Genomic DNA, 16,734 nt, shown 5'->3' on the forward strand with positions numbered 1-16,734 from the left:
CGACCGTGACATCGACCACGCCGAGCGGCACGACGCCGCGCACCCACGACGACTGGCTCGCGACCGCCCGCACGGTCGCCGCCGAGCTGGCGAGCGACGCGCTCGAACGCGACCGCGCGAACACGCTCCCGCACGCGCAGATCGACCTGTTCCGCAGCAGCGGGCTGCTGAGCCTGCTGGTCCCCGCCGAGCAGGACGGGGGCGGCGGTGACTGGCGCACCGCCTACCAGGTGATCCGCGAGATCGCGGCCGGCGACGGCTCGCTCGGGCAGCTGATCGGCTACCACTTCCAGATCTCCTGGAACGCGGGCTTCTTCGCGAACTGGGAGCTGCTGGCCGAGCTGAGCCGCGAGGGCGCGGCGCAGGGCTGGTTCTGGGGCGGCGCCTTCAACCCGCGCGACGCCGACCTGAAGCTGACCCGCACGAGCGGCGGGTATCGCCTCGACGGCCGCAAGAGCTTCGCGACCGGCGCCCGCGTCGCCGACCGCATCGGCGCCTCGGCGATCGACGCCGACACGGGCGAGCCGCGCTTCATCGTGCTCGACCCGGCGCAGCCCGGCGTCCGCTTCGGCGACGACTGGGACAACCTCGGCCAGCGGCTGACGGCCAGCGGCAGCGTCAGCTTCGACGACGTGAAGGTCGCGCCCGAAGGCGTCGTCGCGTCGCTCGCGCCGGAGGCGCTGGCGCCCTTCGGCACGCTCGTCACGCCGGCGATCCAGCTCGTCTTCATCCAGTTCTACATCGGCATCGCCGAGGGGGCGCTGGCGCGGGCGCGCGAGTACACGCTCGCGAGAACGCGGCCGTGGCTGCTGAGCGGCGTCGACGCGGCCGCCGAGGACCCGTACATCCTCCAGACGTACGGCGAGCTGGTCGCCCACCTGAAGGCGGCCAGAGCGCTCGCCGACGAGGGGATCGAGGCGCTCGCGCAGACGATCGAGGCCGGGCCGGACGCGCTCACGTGGGAGGGGCGCGGCGAGCTGGCGGAGCTGGTCGCGGCGGCGAAGGTCGTCGCCACGAGAGCGTCGCTGGAGGCGACCTCACGCATCTTCGAGCTGACCGGCGCGCGTGCGACGAGCAACGCCGTCGGGCTCGACATCCACTGGCGCAACGTGCGGACGCACACCCTGCATGACCCCGTTGCCTACAAGCAGCGGGAAGTGGGGGCTCACTTCCTGACCGGTGAGCACCCGCCGTTCACCCTCTACACCTGACCACCGGGGACCAGACGACCAATGACCACCTCCCGCCGGGACTTCCTGCGCGGCGGCGTCGCCTTCGGCGCCGCCTTCGCGACCCTGCCGCTGCTGTCGGCCTGCGGCAGCGACGACGCCGGGGCGGCGCTCGACCCGTCAAAGAGCGCGACCGACCTCGACGGCGTGAAGCTGAAGGTGCTCGTCAACCAGCCGAACCTCGGCGCTTGGAGAATCGCCGCCAGACTGTTCGAGCAGGAGACCGGCGCGACCGTCGAGCTGACGCCGATCCCGTACGACAAGCTGACCTCGAACGCGATCCGCGACGTGCAGTCGGGCGCCGGCGAGTTCGACGTCTTCCAGTACTGGTACGTCGGCCTCGGCGACCTCGTCGACGCGGGCGCGCTGGAGAACCTGACCGACTTCATCGACGAGCGCAGAGCGGAGATCAGACCGGAGGACTTCCTCCCGTCGATCTACGACCCGTACACGCTGATCGACGACAGACGCTGGGGCCTCCCGTTCGACGGCGACACCTTCCTGCTGTTCTACAACCAGGAGCTGTTCGACAGATTCGGCGTTCAGCCGCCGCAGACGTGGGAGCAGTACGCCGACGTCACCAGAACGATCACCGGCAGAGGCGGCGGCAACGTCTACGGCGCGGCCGTGATGGGCCAGCAGGTGCCGATCATCCTCGGCTGCACCTTTGCCGACCGGCTCGTCGGCTTCGGCGGCAGATTCCTCGACGACAGCGGCAAGCCGGCGCTCACCTCGCCGGAGGCGGTCGCCGCCGCCGAGGCGCTGTTCGCCGTCTCGCCCGACGCGCTGCCGACGCCGCTGCAGACCGGCTTCGACCAGGCGATACCGGCCTTCCTCTCCGGCAGAGCCGCGATGATGGAGTTCTGGACCGACCTGTCGGTGATGGCCTCCAACCCGGAGCAGTCGAGAATCGTCGACAGCTGGAGACCGATACAGCTCCCCGTCGGCGGCTCCAACACGACCCACGGCACCTCGCTCAACGCCGGTTTCGGCGCCGCCGTCTCGACGCTCTCCAAGCACAAGGAGGCGGCCGCGGCACTGGTCCAGTTCCAGGCCTCGCCGAGATCGCAGGAGACGGTGATCGGCAACTTCGGCACCGGCGCCGACCCGATCCGCAGATCGACCTTCGCCGCGCCTGAGTTCAGAAGAACGTTCGGGCAGGCGGCCGGCGACGTGCAGGCCGGCCTCAGCGGCCAGCCGCTGGTGTGGCCCAACTCCGTCGGCGCGGTCGACCGGCTGCAGACGCTGGTCGACGAGCTGGCGCTCGGGATCCAGGGCAAGCAGAGCGCCAGAGAGGCGCTGCAGAAGGCCCAGGACGCGTGGGAGCGGGGGTGAGGAAGACGCCGGCCAGCCTCAGCTGGCCGTTGATCGGGGCGCTGCTGCTGTTCAGCGCCTTCCCGTTCGCGTACCTGATCGGTCTGTCGCTGACCGACTCGACGCTGGCGAGACCGCTGAACGGCTTCAGCGGTCTCGACAACTACGCCGACGCGCTCGCCTCGACGGCCTTCAAGAGCTCGTTGTGGCGCTCGGCGCTGTTCGCCGTCGGCGCGGCGCTGCTGCAGCTCGCGCTCGGCACCGCGCTGGCGCTGCTGCTGGCGATCCGCGGGCGCCGGCTCGGCTGGCTCGGCGTCGCGCTGCTGCTGCCGCTGGTGACGCCGCCGGTGATGGTCGGCGTCGCCTGGAAGCTGCTGCTGGCGCCGGTCGGCGGAGCGCTGCCGGAGATCGCCGACACGCTCGGGTCCAGCGGCTTCAACCCGCTCGGCTCCTCTCTCGGTGCCTTCGTCAGCCTGCTCGCGATCGACACCTGGCAGTGGACGCCGTTCGTGACGCTGCTGCTGTACGCGGCGCTGCTGGGCGTGCCGCGCGAGCTGCTCGACGCGGCGCGGATCGACGGCGCGAGCACGCGCCAGCTGCTGCGCCACGTGATCCTGCCGCTGATCGCCGGGACGCTCGTCGCCGTCTTCCTGCTGCGGCTGGTGATCGCGTTCAAGGTCTTCGACATCGTCTACGTCGTCACCTCGGGCGGGCCCGGCTTCGCGACGACGCTGTCGGCGTTCGACATCTACCGCACCGGCCTGCAGGACTTCCAGGTCGGCGAGGCGGCGGCCGCGACGGTCGTCTTCTCGCTGCTGGTCGGGATCTTCGTGACGGTCGTCTCGCGGCTGCACAAGCGGGTGCGGGAGGTGGCGCCGTGATCGCCAGACCGCGCCGCTGGGCGACCGCCGTCGTGACGGTCGCGATCGCGCTCGCCTCGCTGCCGCTGCTCTACCTCGCGACGCTGTCGGTGCGCTCGCGCGACGACGTGCTGTCGGGCTCGCTGCTGCCGTCGAAGCTGTACTGGGACAACTGGCCCGACACGTTCGACGCGATCGACCTGACGCGCTTCCTCGTCAACTCGTGGATCGTCGCGCTGCTCGCGGTCGTGCTGACGATGGCGCTGGCGTTGCCGGGCGCGTACTACGTCGCGCGCGCCGGTCGTGCCGGCGACCGGCTCGCCGCGATCACGATGGCGAGCTACTGCGCGCCGCCGGTCGTCGCGGTGCTGCCGCTGTTCTTCATGCTGCGCTGGGCCGGGCTCAACAACACGCTGCCGGGCCTCGCGCTCGTCGTCGGGCTCGCCAACCTGCCCGTCGCCGTCTGGCTGCTCGACGGCTTCCTGCGGCGCGTCCCGCGCGAGATCGAGGAGGCGGCGTGGCTCGACGGCCTCGGCCACTGGGCGACGCTGCGGCGGATCGTGATCCCGCTCGCCTCGCCCGGGATCGTCGCCGCCGCGCTGATCTGCTTCTTCCTCTCCTACAACGAGCTGCTGTTCGCGATCAGCTTCCAGCAGCAGCAGAGCACCCAGACGCTCCCCGTCGCGCTGTCGCTGTTCCAGGGCGACCGCAACATCGAGTTCGGCCAGCAGGCGGTCGCCTCGCTCGTCGGCATCGTCCCCGTGTACCTGATCGCGGTGCTCGCGCAGCGCCGGCTCGTCGCCGGGCTGGTCGCGGGCGCCGTGAAGTGACCCCAGGAGCCTCGTGATGTCCTCCGCCAAGCGGATCTACCTGAACGCGTTCGAGATGGCCTGCGTCGGCCACCAGGCGCCCGGCCTCTGGCGCCACCCCGACGACCAGGCCCACCGCTACACGCAGCTCTCCTACTGGACCGAGCTGGCGAGGCTGCTCGACCGCGGCGGCTTCGACGCGCTCTTCCTCGCCGACGTGCTCGGCGTCTACGACGTCTACGAGGGCTCGCACGCGGCGGCGGTGCGCGAGGCGACGCAGGTGCCGCTGCTGGACCCGCTGCCGCTGGTCGGCGCGATGGCGGCGGTGACCGAGCGGCTCGGCTTCGGCGTCACCGTCTCGCTGACGTACGAGCAGCCGTATGCGCTCGCGCGCCGCCTCACGACGCTCGACCACCTGACCGGCGGCCGCGTCGCCTGGAACGTCGTCACCTCCTACCTGGAGAGCGCCGCCCGCAACCTCGGCTTCGACGCGCAGCGCAAGCACGACGACCGCTACGACGTCGGCGACGAGTTCCTCGACGTCGTCTACCAGCTGTGGGAGTACTCGTGGGACGACGACGCGGTCGTGCGCGACGCCGCGCGCGGAGTCTTCACGGACCCGGACAAGGTGCGCCCGATCGATCACCACGGCAGGTACTACGACGTGCCGGGGATCTTCCTGTCGGAGCCCTCGCCGCAGCGGACGCCGGTGATCTTCCAGGCCGGCGCCTCGACGCGCGGGCGGGCGTTCGCGGCCAAGCACGGGGAGGCGATCTTCATCAACGCGGTCGACGTCGCGGCGACGAGACGGCTCGTCGACGACATCCGCGCGAGAGTGGCGGAGGGCGGGCGCGACCCGGCGTCGGTGAAGATCTTCATCCTGCTGACGGCGATCGCGGGGGAGACCGACGCGGAGGCCGAGGCGAAGCTGGCGGACTACTACGCGCACGCCTCGATCGACGGCGCGCTGGCGCTGTACGGCGGCTGGAGCGGGCTCGACCTCTCCGGCCACGATCCCGACACGCCGCTCGCCTACCAGGACACCGACGCCGCCCGCTCGGCGCTGGAGATCTTCACGAAGGCCGACCCGACGCGCACCTGGACGCCGCGCGAGGTCGCCAGATACCTGACGCTCGGCGGCATCGGCCCCGTCGTCGCCGGCTCGCCGACGACGATCGCCGACGAGCTGGAGCGGTGGGTCGACGCGTCCGGCGTCGACGGCTTCAACCTCGCCTACGCGGTCGCGCCGGGGACGTTCGAGGACTTCGTCGCGCTGGTCGTGCCGGAGCTGCGGCGGCGCGGGCGGATCCCCGACGCGGAGGACGCCGGCGCGGCGCTGTCGCTGCGCGAGCGCCTGACCGGCTCCGGCCCGCACGTCGCCGACGGCCACCCGGCGGCGGTGCACCGGGCGCGGCGGCTGGCGGCGGGCGGCGCGCCCACCGCGGCCGCGCCGAGCGCGGAGGCGGCCGCGTAGAACTCGCCGCGTGCGCGATGATGCGCCGATGACCGCCGCGGATGCGATCGGCCGCCACGTGCTGGAGCTGGAGACGCCGGCGCTCGTCGTCGACCTCGACCTGCTGGAGGCCAACATCGCCCGCGCGGCGGCGTACGCGGAGCTGCGCGGGCTGGCGCTGTGGCCGCACCTGAAGACGCACAAGACGGTCGAGGTCGCGGCGCGCCAGCGGGCGGCGGGGGCGGTTGGCTTCACGGTCGCGAAGTCGCGCGAGGCGGAGCTGTTCGCGGCCGCCGGCTTCGGTCCGCTGCTGCTGCACTACCCGGCGTGGGGCGAGGAGAAGTGGCGGCGGCTGGCGGAGGTCGCCGGCCAGGTCCCGCTGACGGTCGCGCTCGACGGGCTCGGCGCGGCCGAGGGTCTGGCCCGCGCCCTGCGCGCCCGCGGGACGCGCGCCGACGTGCTGGTCGAGCTGGACGCGGGCATGGGCCGGACCGGCGTCGCCGACGCGCACGAGGCGCTCGCGCTGGCGCAGGCGATCGAGCGGATCGCGGGCGGCGGCGCGGCGGCCGGCGGCGGGCGCGGCGCGACCGGCTCCGGCGCGACCGGCGGCGGCGTGCTGCACGTGGCCGGCATCTCCTGCTATCCCGGCCACGTCCGCGGCACGCTCGACCAGGTGCGGGCGAGACTGGCCGAGGTCGACGCGCTGCTGTGCGCGACCCGCGATGCCTTCACCCGCGCGGGCATCGACTGCGCGCGCATCTCCGGCGGCTCGACCGCGACGCTGCAGCTGTCGCACGAGACCTGCATGACCGAGGTCCGCGCCGGCAACTACGTCTTCCTCGACCGCAGCGAGGCGCGCGGCGGCTGGAGCGCCGCCGACGCCGCCCTGCGCGTCCACGCCGCGGTCGTCTCGACGGCGGTGCCGGGCCGGATGGTGCTCGACGCCGGCGCCAAGACGCTCAGCGAGGCCGGCCCGCCCGCGGGCCTGACCGGCTGGGCCCAGGTCGCCACCGCGCCCGGCGCCGAGGTCGTCGCGCTCAACGAGGAGCACGCCGTCTGCGTCCTCCCGCAGGGCGCCACCGCCCGTGTCGGCGACCGCCACGAGCTGGTCCCCAACCACGCCTGCACCTGCGCCAACCTCCACCCCTTCCTCTACGCCGCCCGCGGCGGCGTCGTCGAAGAGGTCTGGCCCCTGATCGCCCGCGGCGAGGTGCGGTAGCCCGCTGGCGGGCGCTCGCACGCGTGATCGCCTAACCGGCCTCCGCCTCCTGCTGGCGCAGCTCGATCCGCCGGATCTTGCCCGTCAGCGTCTTCGGCAGGTCGTCGACGAACTCGACCTTGCGCGGGTACGCGTAGGCCGACAGCCGCCCGCGCACGTGCGCTCTGATCGAGGCCGCCAGCTCGTCCGAAGCGGAGAACCCGTCCGCGAGCACGACGAACGCCTTCACGACGTTGCCCTTGACCGGGTCCGGCGAGGCGACGGCGGCCGCCTCTCGCACGGCCGGGTGCTCAAGGCAGGCGGACTCGACCTCGAACGGGCCGATCCGGTAGCCGGCGGCGATGATCACGTCGTCGGCGCGGCCCTCGTACCAGTAGTAGCCGTCCGCGTCCTCGGAGGCGGCGTCCTTGGTGTGGAACCACGCGCCGCCGAAGGTCGCGCTGGTCGCCTCGGGCTGGCGCCAGTAGCCGAGCGGGTAGTGCGGGTTCGACCGCGCCCGCAGGCAGATCTCGCCCCGCTCCCCGCGCGCGACCGGTCGCTCGTCCTCGTCGAGGATCGCGACCTCCCAGCCGGGCATCGGCTTGCCCATCGACCCCTCGCGCACCTCCATCCAGGGGAAGTTCCCGACGAGCGGATACGACTCGGTCAGCCCGTAGTAGTCGAGCACGGTGACGCCGTACTGCTCGCGGAACCAGCGGATCGCCTCCGGGTTCAGCGGCTCGCCGGCGCTGCAGACGCGCCGGAAGACCTGCGGGAAGCGAGCGCCCGCATCCTCCAGCGTCATCATCGCCCGCATCGCCGTCGGCGTCGTGAAGACGTTCGTGACCCGATGGCGCGAGAGGAAGGCGAGCTGCTCGGCCGGGTCGAAGCCGCCTCTGCGCTGGAGGACGACCTGCGTCGCGCCGAGCCGCCACGGCCCCAGCAGCGGCGCGATCCCGGCCGCCCACGCCCACTCGCCCATGCCGTGGAAGCGCTCGCCCTCCTGCACCTCGTGCGACCAGGCGAACTCCTCGTGGCCGAGGATGTAACGGTGGGCGTGGACGATCCCCTTCGCCAGCCCGGTCGTGCCGGAGGTGTAGTAGAGCTGGGCCGGATCGTCGGCCGAGGTGTCGGTCGAGATCGGATCGGCCGGCGCGGTCGCCAGCAGTCGCGCGCCCTCCTCGCTGTCGAGCACGAGCAGCTCCTCGGCGAGCGCGCTGTCGAAGCGGCCGACGTTGGCGGCGTCGGTGACGAGCAGCCGCGGCTGGCTGTCCTGCAGCCGGTGGCGGATGCCGTCGTCGCCGTAGAGGACCGACATCGACAGCAGCACCGCGCCGAGCTTCCAGGTCGCGAGGAAGACGGCGGCCGTCTCCGGCGTCGGCGGCAGCACGACGGCGACGCGGTCGCCGCGCCCGACGCCGTGCGCGCGCAGCACGTGCGCGGCCTGGTTGGCGAGGTCCTGCAGCTCGCCCCAGGTGAGGTCGCGGCGGGCGCCGTCCCAGCGCTCCCAGATCATCGCGAGGCCGTCGCGCGGGTGCTTGTCGCAGACGTCGAAGGCGATGTTGTAGCGGTCGGGCACGAGCCATCTGTGCTCGGCGCGGATCTGCTCGTAGTCGGTGGTGACGGTCGTCATCGGGTGGGGCTCCTTCACAGCGCGAGATCGGTCAGCACGATCGCGGTCGTCATCAGCGCGATCGCGAGCGCGGGCGGGTCGACGTGGGTGTCGGCGTGGATCAGGAAGAGGCGGGCGCACAGCTCGCCCAGCAGCGCGCCGAGCAGGCCGCAGAGCGCGCCGACCGCGACCGCCGTCAGCGCGCTGCCGCCGGCCGCGAGGACGAAGCCGGCGGCGACCGCGGCCGGCAGCGTCATGTGGTGGGTGACCGGCACCGAGGCGCCGACGACGAGCAGCGCCAGCAGGCTGGCGGAGACGCCGAAGCCGATCAGCGTCGCCGCGCCGGCGTAGGCCGCGTCGACCTCGGCGAGCGACGCGACCACCCATGCCGAGGCGAGGCCGGAGACGAGTCCGAGCAGTGCGGCCATCGACCACGCTCTCTGCCACGGCACCCACGTCGCCTCCTCTGGCGGCGCATCGGCGCGCCTGCCGGCGTCCTCGATCGCTCGCGGGCTGGCGCCCGCCACGCTCTCTGCGTCCTTGGCAGCCACGCCGATGCTTTCGCCAGAGAGCAGGAGGTCCGCCTCCTGCGACCCGCCGGCCATGATCGGCCGTGCGCGCCGCGTGGGGCGGGTGCCGAGCAGGCCGCCGGCGCCGAAGGCGAAGCGCGCCACCACGGCGGTGACGCCGACCGACAGCGCGACCGTGTCGGTGTAGAAGCCGGTCCCGTCGCTCTTGGCCAGCAGCTCCGCGAACAGCTGCTGCAGCGCGTAGCCGCCGATCCCGAACAGGCCGCCGACGACGATCGGGTCGGGCCGCCCGAGGCTGACCAGCGGCGTCGCGATGTCGCGCCCGCTCTCGGCGTAGCCGCGCCGCGCCGCGTAGGCGACCGCCGCGACCGCGCCCGCGAACGCGACGTGCGGGCCGAAGACCGGCCCGAACGCGACCGTGCCGAGCACGTCGACTCTGCCGCCGGCAAGCGCGACGGCGGCGCCGAGCAGGACGATCGCCCCGGTCAGCGCAAAGGCGATCAGGGCGCCGCAGAGCGCCCCGAAGCAGCCGCCCGCGAACGCGGCGAGCAGCATGGACAGGCTGAAGTCCATTCGTTCACTCTCCTCTTTGACGGTGACCCGTCGCTCCGGGAAGTGACGCTAGGCAGCGCGGTGTTGCAGGAGAGATGCCGCGCCCAAACGTTGCGGGAGTGTTGCAACGGAGCTTGCCTCTGACCACAGGCGTCCGCAACGATCGCTCACAGTCGGATTGGGGTCAATCAATTCCAGTCCGCCGAGGAGAGAGAGTTGATGATGACCCTGATCGTCGGTGTCGACATCGGGAACTCGACGACGGAGGCATGCGTCGCCGCGGTGCGGGAGGGCGAGGTCGCCTATCTCGGCTCCGGCCTCGCCGCCACGACGGGCGTGAAGGGCACGGTCCCGAACGTGACCGGCGCCGTCCGCGCGATCGACCGCGCGCTCGGCCGCGCCGGCCGCACCTACGCCGAGGTCGACACGATCCTGCTCAACGAGGCGACCCCGGTGATCAGCGGCCTCGCGATGGAGACGATCACCGAGACGATCATCACCGAGTCGACGATGATCGGCCACAACCCGCAGACGCCCGGCGGCGAGGGGCTCGGCGTTGGCGTCACCGTCGCCTTCGAGCAGCTCGGCACGCTGCATCCCGGCGGCGACGACCTGATCTGCGTGATCCCCGCCGCGGTCGACTTCGAGGAGGCGGCCGCCGCGATCGAGGCCGCCGCGCAGCGGGGCGTCACGGTCAGCGGCGCGATCGTCCAGCGCGACGACGCGCGCCTGATCGCCAACCGCCTCACGACGCCGATCCCGATCGTCGACGAGGTCACCCACGTCGAGCGCGTCCCGCTCGGGATGGCGGCCGCGGTCGAGGTCGCGGCGCCCGGCCGCAGCGTCCGCACGCTCGCCAACTCCTACGGCCTCGCGACCGTCTTCACGCTGACGCCGGAGGAGACGCGCGTCGTCGCGCCGGTCGCACGGGCGCTGATGGGGACGCGCTCGGCGGTCGTCGTGCGCACGCCCGGCGGCGACGTGACCGACCGCCGCATCCCCGCCGGCACGCTCGAGCTGCACGGCGAGCGCGCCAAGAAGGCGGTCGACGTCAACGGCGGCGCGGCCGAGATCATGGACGCGCTCAAGCGCGTTCAGCCGCTCGCCGACGTCGTCGGGGAGACCGGCTCGCACGTCGGCGGGATGCTCGCCGGCGTGCGCGAGACGATGGCCGACCTGACCGGCGACGAGGTCGCGACGATCCGCATCCGCGACGTGCTCGCCGCCGACACGTTCGTCCCGCGCGAGGTGCGCGGCGGCCTCGCGGGCGAGTTCGCGCTGGAGAACGCGGTCGCGCTGGCGGCGATGGTGCGCACCAGCCGCGGCCCGATCGAGCAGGTCGCGCGGGCGCTGCAGGAGGCGGCGCGCGTCACGGTGCGCGTCGGCGGCGTCGAGGCGGAGATGGCGGTCCGCGGCGCGCTCACCACGCCCGGCACGGCGACCCCGGTCGCGGTGCTCGATCTCGGCGGCGGCTCGACCGACGCCGCCTTCGCGCTCGGCGACGACGCCTCCGCGACCTACCACGCGGCCGGCGCCGGCGACCTCGTCACGAAGCTGATCGGCTCCGAGCTGGGGATCGACGATCGCGAGCTGGCCGAGCACGTCAAGACCTCGCCGCTGGCGAAGGTCGAGTCGCTCTTCCACATCCGCCTGGAGGACGGCACCGTCCAGTACTTCGACAAGGCGCTGCCGGCCGAGACGTTCGCGCGCGTCGTCGCGCTGACCGAGCAGCAGGGGATGGTCCCGATCCCGGTCAGCCACGGGCTCGACCGCATCCGCCGCGTGCGCCGCGACGCGAAGCGGCGCGTCTTCGCCGTCAACGCCCTGCGCGCGCTGCGCGAGGTCGCCCCGCACGGCAACGTGCGCGGGATCGACTTCGTCGTGCTGATCGGCGGCTCGGCGCTCGACTTCGAGATCCCGGAGCTGGTCGCCGAGGCGCTCGCCGACTTCGGCGTCGTCTGCGGCACCGGCAACGTGCGCGCCGTCGAGGGGCCGCGCAACGCGGTCGCGACCGGGCTGGTCGAGGCCTACGTGCGCGAGGAGGTGCTCGCATGAACGGCCCCGCGGTCTTCCTCCACGTCGCCGCCTCCGAGGCCGACGCCGGCCCCGCCCTGCGCGAGCTGCGCGCCGGCCTGGAGGAGGAGGGCGTGCCGTGCCGGCTGCGTGTCGTCGAGGGCGACGCCGCCACGATCGCCTGGATCGCCGCGCGCGCCTCGCCCGTCTCGGTCGGGATCGGCCTCGACGCCGAGTCCGTCTGCCTGCACCTGCCGCAGCTGGCGCCCGAGTCGCCGCTGCTGCGCCTGCCCGTCGACCACCTCCCGGAGCGCCTGCGGGCGCTCGGTCACAACGCCGCGCGCCTCGTCAAGGGCGCACCGCTGAAGGAGCTGCCATGAGCGCGACACGATCCCGCACGAAGCCCGCCAAGGTCACCCTCGCCGCTGCTGAGGCGGTGATCGCCGCCGCCAAGGAGAAGGCCGAGGAGCTCGGCCAGCCGATGAACATCGCGGTCGTCGACGCGGGCGCGCGGCTGGTCGCCTTCGCGCGCATGGACGGGTCGATCATGGCCAGCATCGACATCAGCCAGCGCAAGGCCTACACGGCGATGATGATGAAGCTGCCGACGCACGCGCTGGCCGAGATCACGCAGCCGGGCCAGCCGCTCTACGGCCTCGAGCACAGCAGCGGCGGCCTCGTCAGCTTCGGCGGCGGCGTGCCGCTGATCGGCAGAGGCGGCGAGGTCGTCGGCGCGGTCGGCGTCTCCGCCGGCTCCGTCGAGCAGGACCAGGAGGTCGCGGAGGCCGGCGCGGCCGCCTTCGCGTGAGCGTCCCAGAGGAGAGAACGATGAGCGACCAGACAAGCACCGTCACCGCCGCGGACTACCCGCTCTCCAGCCGCCGGCCGGAGCTGCTGCGGACGCCGAGCGGGAAGACGCTCGACGAGATCACGCTGGAGGCGGTGCTCGACAAGCGCGTCACCGCCGAGGACCTGCGCATCACGCCCGACACGCTGGAGCTGCAGGCGCAGATCGCCGAGCAGACCGAGCGGCCGCAGATGGCGGCCAACCTGCGCCGCGCCGGCGAGCTGACGCGCGTGCCCGACGAGCGGCTGCTGGAGATCTACGCCGCGCTGCGGCCGGGCGCCAGCACCAAGCCGCAGCTGCTGAGCATCGCGCAGGAGCTGGAGGGGCAGTACGACGCCCCGGTCAACGCCGCGCTCGTGCGCGAGGCGGCCGACGTCTACGAGCGCCGCGACTGCCTCGCGGCCGACGACTGATCCCGGGGGAGGAGAACCGCCATGACCGCCTTGCGAGCACCCGATCCGCAGACCAAGACCTCCAAGCGCACCGCCGCGCTGGAGGCGCGCCCCGTCAACCTCGACGGCTTCGTCGACGAGTGGCCCGAGGTCGGCCTCGTCGCGATGGACAGCCCCAACGACCCGCAGCCGAGCATCCGCATCGAGGACGGCCGCGTCGTCGAGATGGACGGCCGCACGCGCGAGCAGTTCGACTTCCTCGACCAGTTCATCGCCGACACCGCGATCGACGCGAGCAGCGCGGAGAGATCGATGGCGATCGACGCGGTCGAGATCGCGCACATGCTGGTCGACCCGCGCACCCCGCGCGAGACCGTGCTGCGGACCGTCCGCGGCCTCACGCCGGCGAAGATCCTCGCCGTCATGAAGACGATGAACGTCGTCGAGATGATGATGGCGATGCAGAAGATGCGGGCCCGCCGCACGCCCTCCAACCAGGCCCACTGCACGAGCGCGCGCGACAACCCCCTGCAGGTCGCCGCCGACGCCGCCGAGGGCGCGCTGCGCGGCTTCGACGAGGTCGAGACGACGCTCGGCATCGTCCGCTACGCGCCGCTGGTCGCGCTCGGCCTGCAGGTCGGCGCGCAGGTCGGCCGCGGCGGCGTGCTGACGCAGTGCGCGCTGGAGGAGGCGACCGAGCTGCGGCTCGGGCTGCGCGGCCTCACCACCTACGCCGAGACGATCTCGATCTACGGCACCGAGAGAGTCTTCATGGACGGCGACGACACGCCCTGGTCGAAGGCCTTCCTCGCCTCCGCCTACGCGAGCCGCGGCATCAAGATGCGCTTCACCTCCGGCACCGGCTCGGAGGTGCAGATGGGCAGCGCCGAGGGCAAGTCGATGCTGTACCTGGAGATCCGCTGCATCCTGACGGCGAAGGGCGCCGGCGTGCAGGGGCTGCAGAACGGCTCGATCTCCTGCATCGGCGTGCCCGGCGCCGTCCCCGCCGGGATCCGCGCCGTGCTGGCCGAGAACCTCGTCGCCTCGATGGTCGACCTGGAGGTCGCCTCCGGCAACGACCAGACCTTCTCGCACTCCGACATGCGCCGCACCGCGCGGCTGCTGATGCAGTTCCTGCCCGGCACCGACCTGATCTGCAGCGGCTACTCGGCCTGCCCCAACTACGACAACATGTTCGCCGGCTCCAACGTCGACTGCGAGGACTACGACGACTGGAACACGATCCAGCGCGACCTGCAGGTCGACGGCGGCCTGCGCCACGTCGACGAGCGCGAGATCCTCGCCGTTCGCGACAAGGCGGCTCGCGCGATGCAGGCGGTCTTCGAGCAGTTCGGCCTGCCGGCGATCAGCGACGCCGAGGTCGAGGCCGTCACCTACGCGCACGGCTCCAACGACCTCCCGCCGCGTGACGTGCTGGAGGACCTCAAGGGCGCGCAGATGATCATGGACGAGGGCATCACCGGCCTCGACGTCGTGCGCGCGCTGGAGGCCGGCGGCTTCCGCGACGTCGCCGAGTCGCTGCTGGCGCTGCTGCGCCAGCGCGTCGGCGGCGACCTGCTGCACACGGCCGCGATCGTCGGTCGCGACGGCGAGGCGGTCAGTGCCGTCAACGCGCCCAACGACTACGCCGGACCCGGAAGCGGGTATCGACCCGAAGGGGCGCGCTGGGAAGAGATGAAGCGGCTGCGGCACACCGTCAGCCCGAGCAACCCGGAAGCCTGAGGCGGAGGAGAGCAATGAGCCCCACCACGATTTCAGCGCCGGTCCACGAGCTGAGGCTGGCCGAGCTCGGCCCGGCCGAGCAGGGCACGCGTCATGACGAGGTCGTCGTCGCGCTGTCGCCCGCGTTCGGCGAGTTCTTCACCAGAACGATCGTCGACGTGCCGCACGGCAGCGTGCTGCGCGAGCTGTTCGCCGGCGTCGAGGAGGAGGGCGCCTCGCTGCGCGTGATCCGCGTCACCCACAGCGCGGATCTGGCGATCGTCGCGTTCACGGGCGCCAAGCTGAGCGGCTCCGGGATCGGCGTCGGCGTGCTCTCGCGCGGGACGACGGTGATCCACCAGCGCGACCTGCCGCGGCTGTCGAACCTGGAGCTGTTCCCGCAGGCGCCGCTGCTGGACCTGGAGACCTTCCGCGCGATCGGCCGCAATGCGGCGCGCTATGCGAAGGGCGAGACGCCGCAGCCGGTGCCGGTCCGCAACGACTTCATGGCGCGGCCGCGCTGGCAGGCGAAGGCGGCGTTGCTGCACAATAAGGAAATGGAGTTCGTGCGAAGCGGCAAGCCCGTCCAGCTCGAAGTCACGATCGGCCGGTAGGGTCGACCCTCCGGCCGGAGGAGAGCGAGCGCACCATCCATGCGGAACCCATGGGTCGCGATCGAAGCGTCGGTTGAACCCGTCTCGCAGGCACGGCTGATCGCTCGCGCGCGCGAGCACGTGCTGGAGGGCAACCCGCCGCCGCGCGTGCTGCGGCCGGTGGTGCTGGAGTCATGGCAGCGCTCGGCCAGAGCCGGCGTCTACGCCGAGCACGACGAGCTGCCGCCGCAGCTGACCTACGAGGAGCTGGAGGAGCGGCGCGCGCGCCATCCGCTGGCGGTCGCGATGCCGCTGATCCGCTCGCTGCTGGTCGACGTCGCCGAGGAGGCGCGTCACGTCGTCGCCGTCTGCGACGTGACCGGCCACCTGCTGTGGGTCGAGGGCAGCCGCGCGACCCAGCGCGCCGCCGAGGGGATCGGCTTCGTGCCCGGCTCCGACTGGAGCGAGGGGACGACCGGCACCAACGCGCCCGGCACCGCGATCGAGGCCGACCATCCGATCCAGGTCTTCGCCGCCGAGCACTACCACGCCACCCACGCCTCCTGGATGTGCGCCGCGGCCCCGATCCACGATCCCGAGGACGGCAACCTGCTCGGCGCCGTCGACCTGACCGGCTCCTTCGACACCGCTCACCCGTCGACGCTGGCGCTCGCGAACGCGACCGCGAGAGCGGTCGAGGCGCACCTGGCGGCGCTGGCGGCGTGGAAGGACGCGGCCGCGCTGGAGGCGGCGCGCGGCCAGATCGGCGCCGGCTCCAGCGTCACCGTCGTCTCGCCCGGCGGGCGGCTGCTGGGCGACGACATGGGCCGCCGCCGCGTGCCGCCGCCGACCGAGGCCGGCCGCCTGCGGATAGGCCGCACGGTCGTCGAGGCGGAGCAGCTCGCGGGCGCGCCCGGCTACTGGGTGCTGCATCCCAACAGCCGCCGCCGCGCCGCGCCGTCGCTGAGCGAGGTCGCCGCGGGCGGGCGCGCCGCGATCGCCAGCGCCGGCGGCACGCTCGACCTGCGCCTGCTCGGCACGCCCGCCGACGCGCTCGTCGCCGCCGGCCGCCGGCTGACGGTGACGCCGCGCCAGCTGGAGATCTGCGCGCTGCTGGCGCTCCACCCCGACGGGCTCGGGAGCGGCGAGCTGCGCGAGCTGCTGTACGGCGACCAGGACGTCGCCGACGTGACGATCCGCAGCGAGCTGTCGCGCCTGCGGCGGACGCTCGGCCCGGCGCTGGCGGCCCGCCCGTACCGCTTCTCGGCGCCGGTCGCGACCGACGTCGAGCACGTCGAGCGGCTGCTGCACAGCGGCGACCTGAGGGCGGCGGTGCAGGCGTACGCGGGGCCGGTGCTGCCGGCGTCGCAGTCGCCGCGGATCGTCGACCTGCGCGACCAGCTGCACTACGAGCTGCGCGCCGCGCTGCTCGCCAGCGACGACGCCGACGCGCTGTTCCAGTGGATCCGCGCCCCGCACGGTGCGCGCGATGCGGCCGTCGCGCGCCGCCTGACCACCTTGATCTCAGCCCGTGACCCCCGCCGCGCGACAGCCGTGGCGGTCGTCGAAGCCGATCTGTTCGCGCGGCGCTGAGCGAGCCGCGTGACGTT

15 protein-coding genes are annotated in these 16,734 nt (G+C 73.0%); 13 read left to right on the top strand and 2 right to left on the bottom strand.

Annotated features, from left to right (window positions below; genetic code table 11):
- Window positions 1–5 precede the first annotated feature (5 nt).
- From Q7L73_RS07860 to Q7L73_RS07885, 6 genes are read left to right on the top strand one after another with little or no spacing between them, the layout of a single operon-like run.
- Entirely contained in the window at window positions 6–1,211 is a 1,206-nt protein-coding gene (locus tag Q7L73_RS07860) for an acyl-CoA dehydrogenase family protein (RefSeq protein ID WP_304688234.1), read from the top strand.
- 21 nt (window positions 1,212–1,232) lie between these two features.
- Complete coding sequence (locus Q7L73_RS07865) at window positions 1,233–2,564, top strand: ABC transporter substrate-binding protein (RefSeq protein ID WP_304688237.1); 1,332 nt, start codon at window positions 1,233–1,235, stop codon at window positions 2,562–2,564.
- A complete protein-coding gene (locus tag Q7L73_RS07870; protein ID WP_304688239.1) occupies window positions 2,561–3,424 on the top strand; it encodes a carbohydrate ABC transporter permease in 864 nt (287 codons plus the stop codon). Before Q7L73_RS07865 ends, Q7L73_RS07870 begins: the two co-directional genes overlap by 4 nt.
- Window positions 3,421–4,233 (top strand): carbohydrate ABC transporter permease, encoded by an 813-nt coding sequence (locus tag Q7L73_RS07875; protein ID WP_304688242.1) that lies wholly within the window; start codon window positions 3,421–3,423, stop codon window positions 4,231–4,233. Before Q7L73_RS07870 ends, Q7L73_RS07875 begins: the two co-directional genes overlap by 4 nt.
- A gap of 16 nt (window positions 4,234–4,249) precedes the next feature.
- A complete protein-coding gene (locus Q7L73_RS07880) occupies window positions 4,250–5,686 on the top strand; it encodes an LLM class flavin-dependent oxidoreductase (RefSeq protein WP_304688244.1) in 1,437 nt (478 codons plus the stop codon).
- A gap of 28 nt (window positions 5,687–5,714) precedes the next feature.
- Window positions 5,715–6,884 (top strand): alanine racemase, encoded by a 1,170-nt coding sequence (locus Q7L73_RS07885; RefSeq protein WP_304688246.1) that lies wholly within the window; start codon window positions 5,715–5,717, stop codon window positions 6,882–6,884.
- 31 nt (window positions 6,885–6,915) lie between these two features.
- On the opposite strand, the gene Q7L73_RS07890 is transcribed toward Q7L73_RS07885, so the two are convergent.
- Together Q7L73_RS07890 and Q7L73_RS07895 are read right to left on the bottom strand one after the other, a co-directional pair.
- The gene (locus Q7L73_RS07890) at window positions 6,916–8,496 is read right to left on the bottom strand and encodes an acyl-CoA synthetase (protein WP_304688248.1); all 1,581 of its coding nucleotides are present in this window, start codon (window positions 8,494–8,496) and stop codon (window positions 6,916–6,918) included.
- Window positions 8,497–8,510: 14 nt separating this feature from the next.
- A complete protein-coding gene (locus tag Q7L73_RS07895) occupies window positions 8,511–9,578 on the bottom strand; it encodes a hypothetical protein (protein WP_304688254.1) in 1,068 nt (355 codons plus the stop codon).
- Window positions 9,579–9,779: 201 nt separating this feature from the next.
- Between Q7L73_RS07895 and Q7L73_RS07900 the strand changes: the two genes are divergently transcribed.
- Genes Q7L73_RS07900 through Q7L73_RS07930 form a run of 7 tightly spaced genes read left to right on the top strand, consistent with a single transcriptional unit; the run spans window position 9,780 to window position 16,717 of the window.
- Window positions 9,780–11,612, top strand: coding sequence for a diol dehydratase reactivase subunit alpha (locus Q7L73_RS07900; protein WP_370552368.1), 1,833 nt, complete (start codon window positions 9,780–9,782; stop codon window positions 11,610–11,612).
- Window positions 11,609–11,950, top strand: a complete 342-nt coding sequence (locus Q7L73_RS07905) for a glycerol dehydratase reactivase beta/small subunit family protein (protein ID WP_304688258.1) — start codon at window positions 11,609–11,611, stop codon at window positions 11,948–11,950. Before Q7L73_RS07900 ends, Q7L73_RS07905 begins: the two co-directional genes overlap by 4 nt.
- Entirely contained in the window at window positions 11,947–12,378 is a 432-nt protein-coding gene (locus Q7L73_RS07910) for a heme-binding protein (RefSeq protein WP_304688260.1), read from the top strand. Before Q7L73_RS07905 ends, Q7L73_RS07910 begins: the two co-directional genes overlap by 4 nt.
- A 20-nt stretch (window positions 12,379–12,398) precedes the next feature.
- Complete coding sequence (locus Q7L73_RS07915) at window positions 12,399–12,830, top strand: diol dehydratase small subunit (protein ID WP_304688262.1); 432 nt, start codon at window positions 12,399–12,401, stop codon at window positions 12,828–12,830.
- A 21-nt stretch (window positions 12,831–12,851) separates the two neighbouring features.
- Complete coding sequence (locus Q7L73_RS07920; RefSeq protein WP_304688264.1) at window positions 12,852–14,552, top strand: propanediol/glycerol family dehydratase large subunit; 1,701 nt, start codon at window positions 12,852–12,854, stop codon at window positions 14,550–14,552.
- A 14-nt stretch (window positions 14,553–14,566) separates the two neighbouring features.
- On the top strand, window positions 14,567–15,145 hold the full coding sequence (locus Q7L73_RS07925; RefSeq protein ID WP_304688266.1) for a propanediol/glycerol family dehydratase medium subunit: 579 nt from the start codon (window positions 14,567–14,569) through the stop codon (window positions 15,143–15,145).
- Between the two features lie 39 nt (window positions 15,146–15,184).
- Window positions 15,185–16,717, top strand: coding sequence for a GAF domain-containing protein (locus Q7L73_RS07930; protein ID WP_304688267.1), 1,533 nt, complete (start codon window positions 15,185–15,187; stop codon window positions 16,715–16,717).
- The last annotated feature ends 17 nt before the right edge of the window (window positions 16,718–16,734 follow it).

Origin of the sequence: Conexibacter sp. CPCC 205762 (assembly GCF_030646155.1) — a bacterium.
In the GTDB taxonomy this organism is placed as follows: Bacteria; Actinomycetota; Thermoleophilia; order Solirubrobacterales; family Solirubrobacteraceae; genus Conexibacter.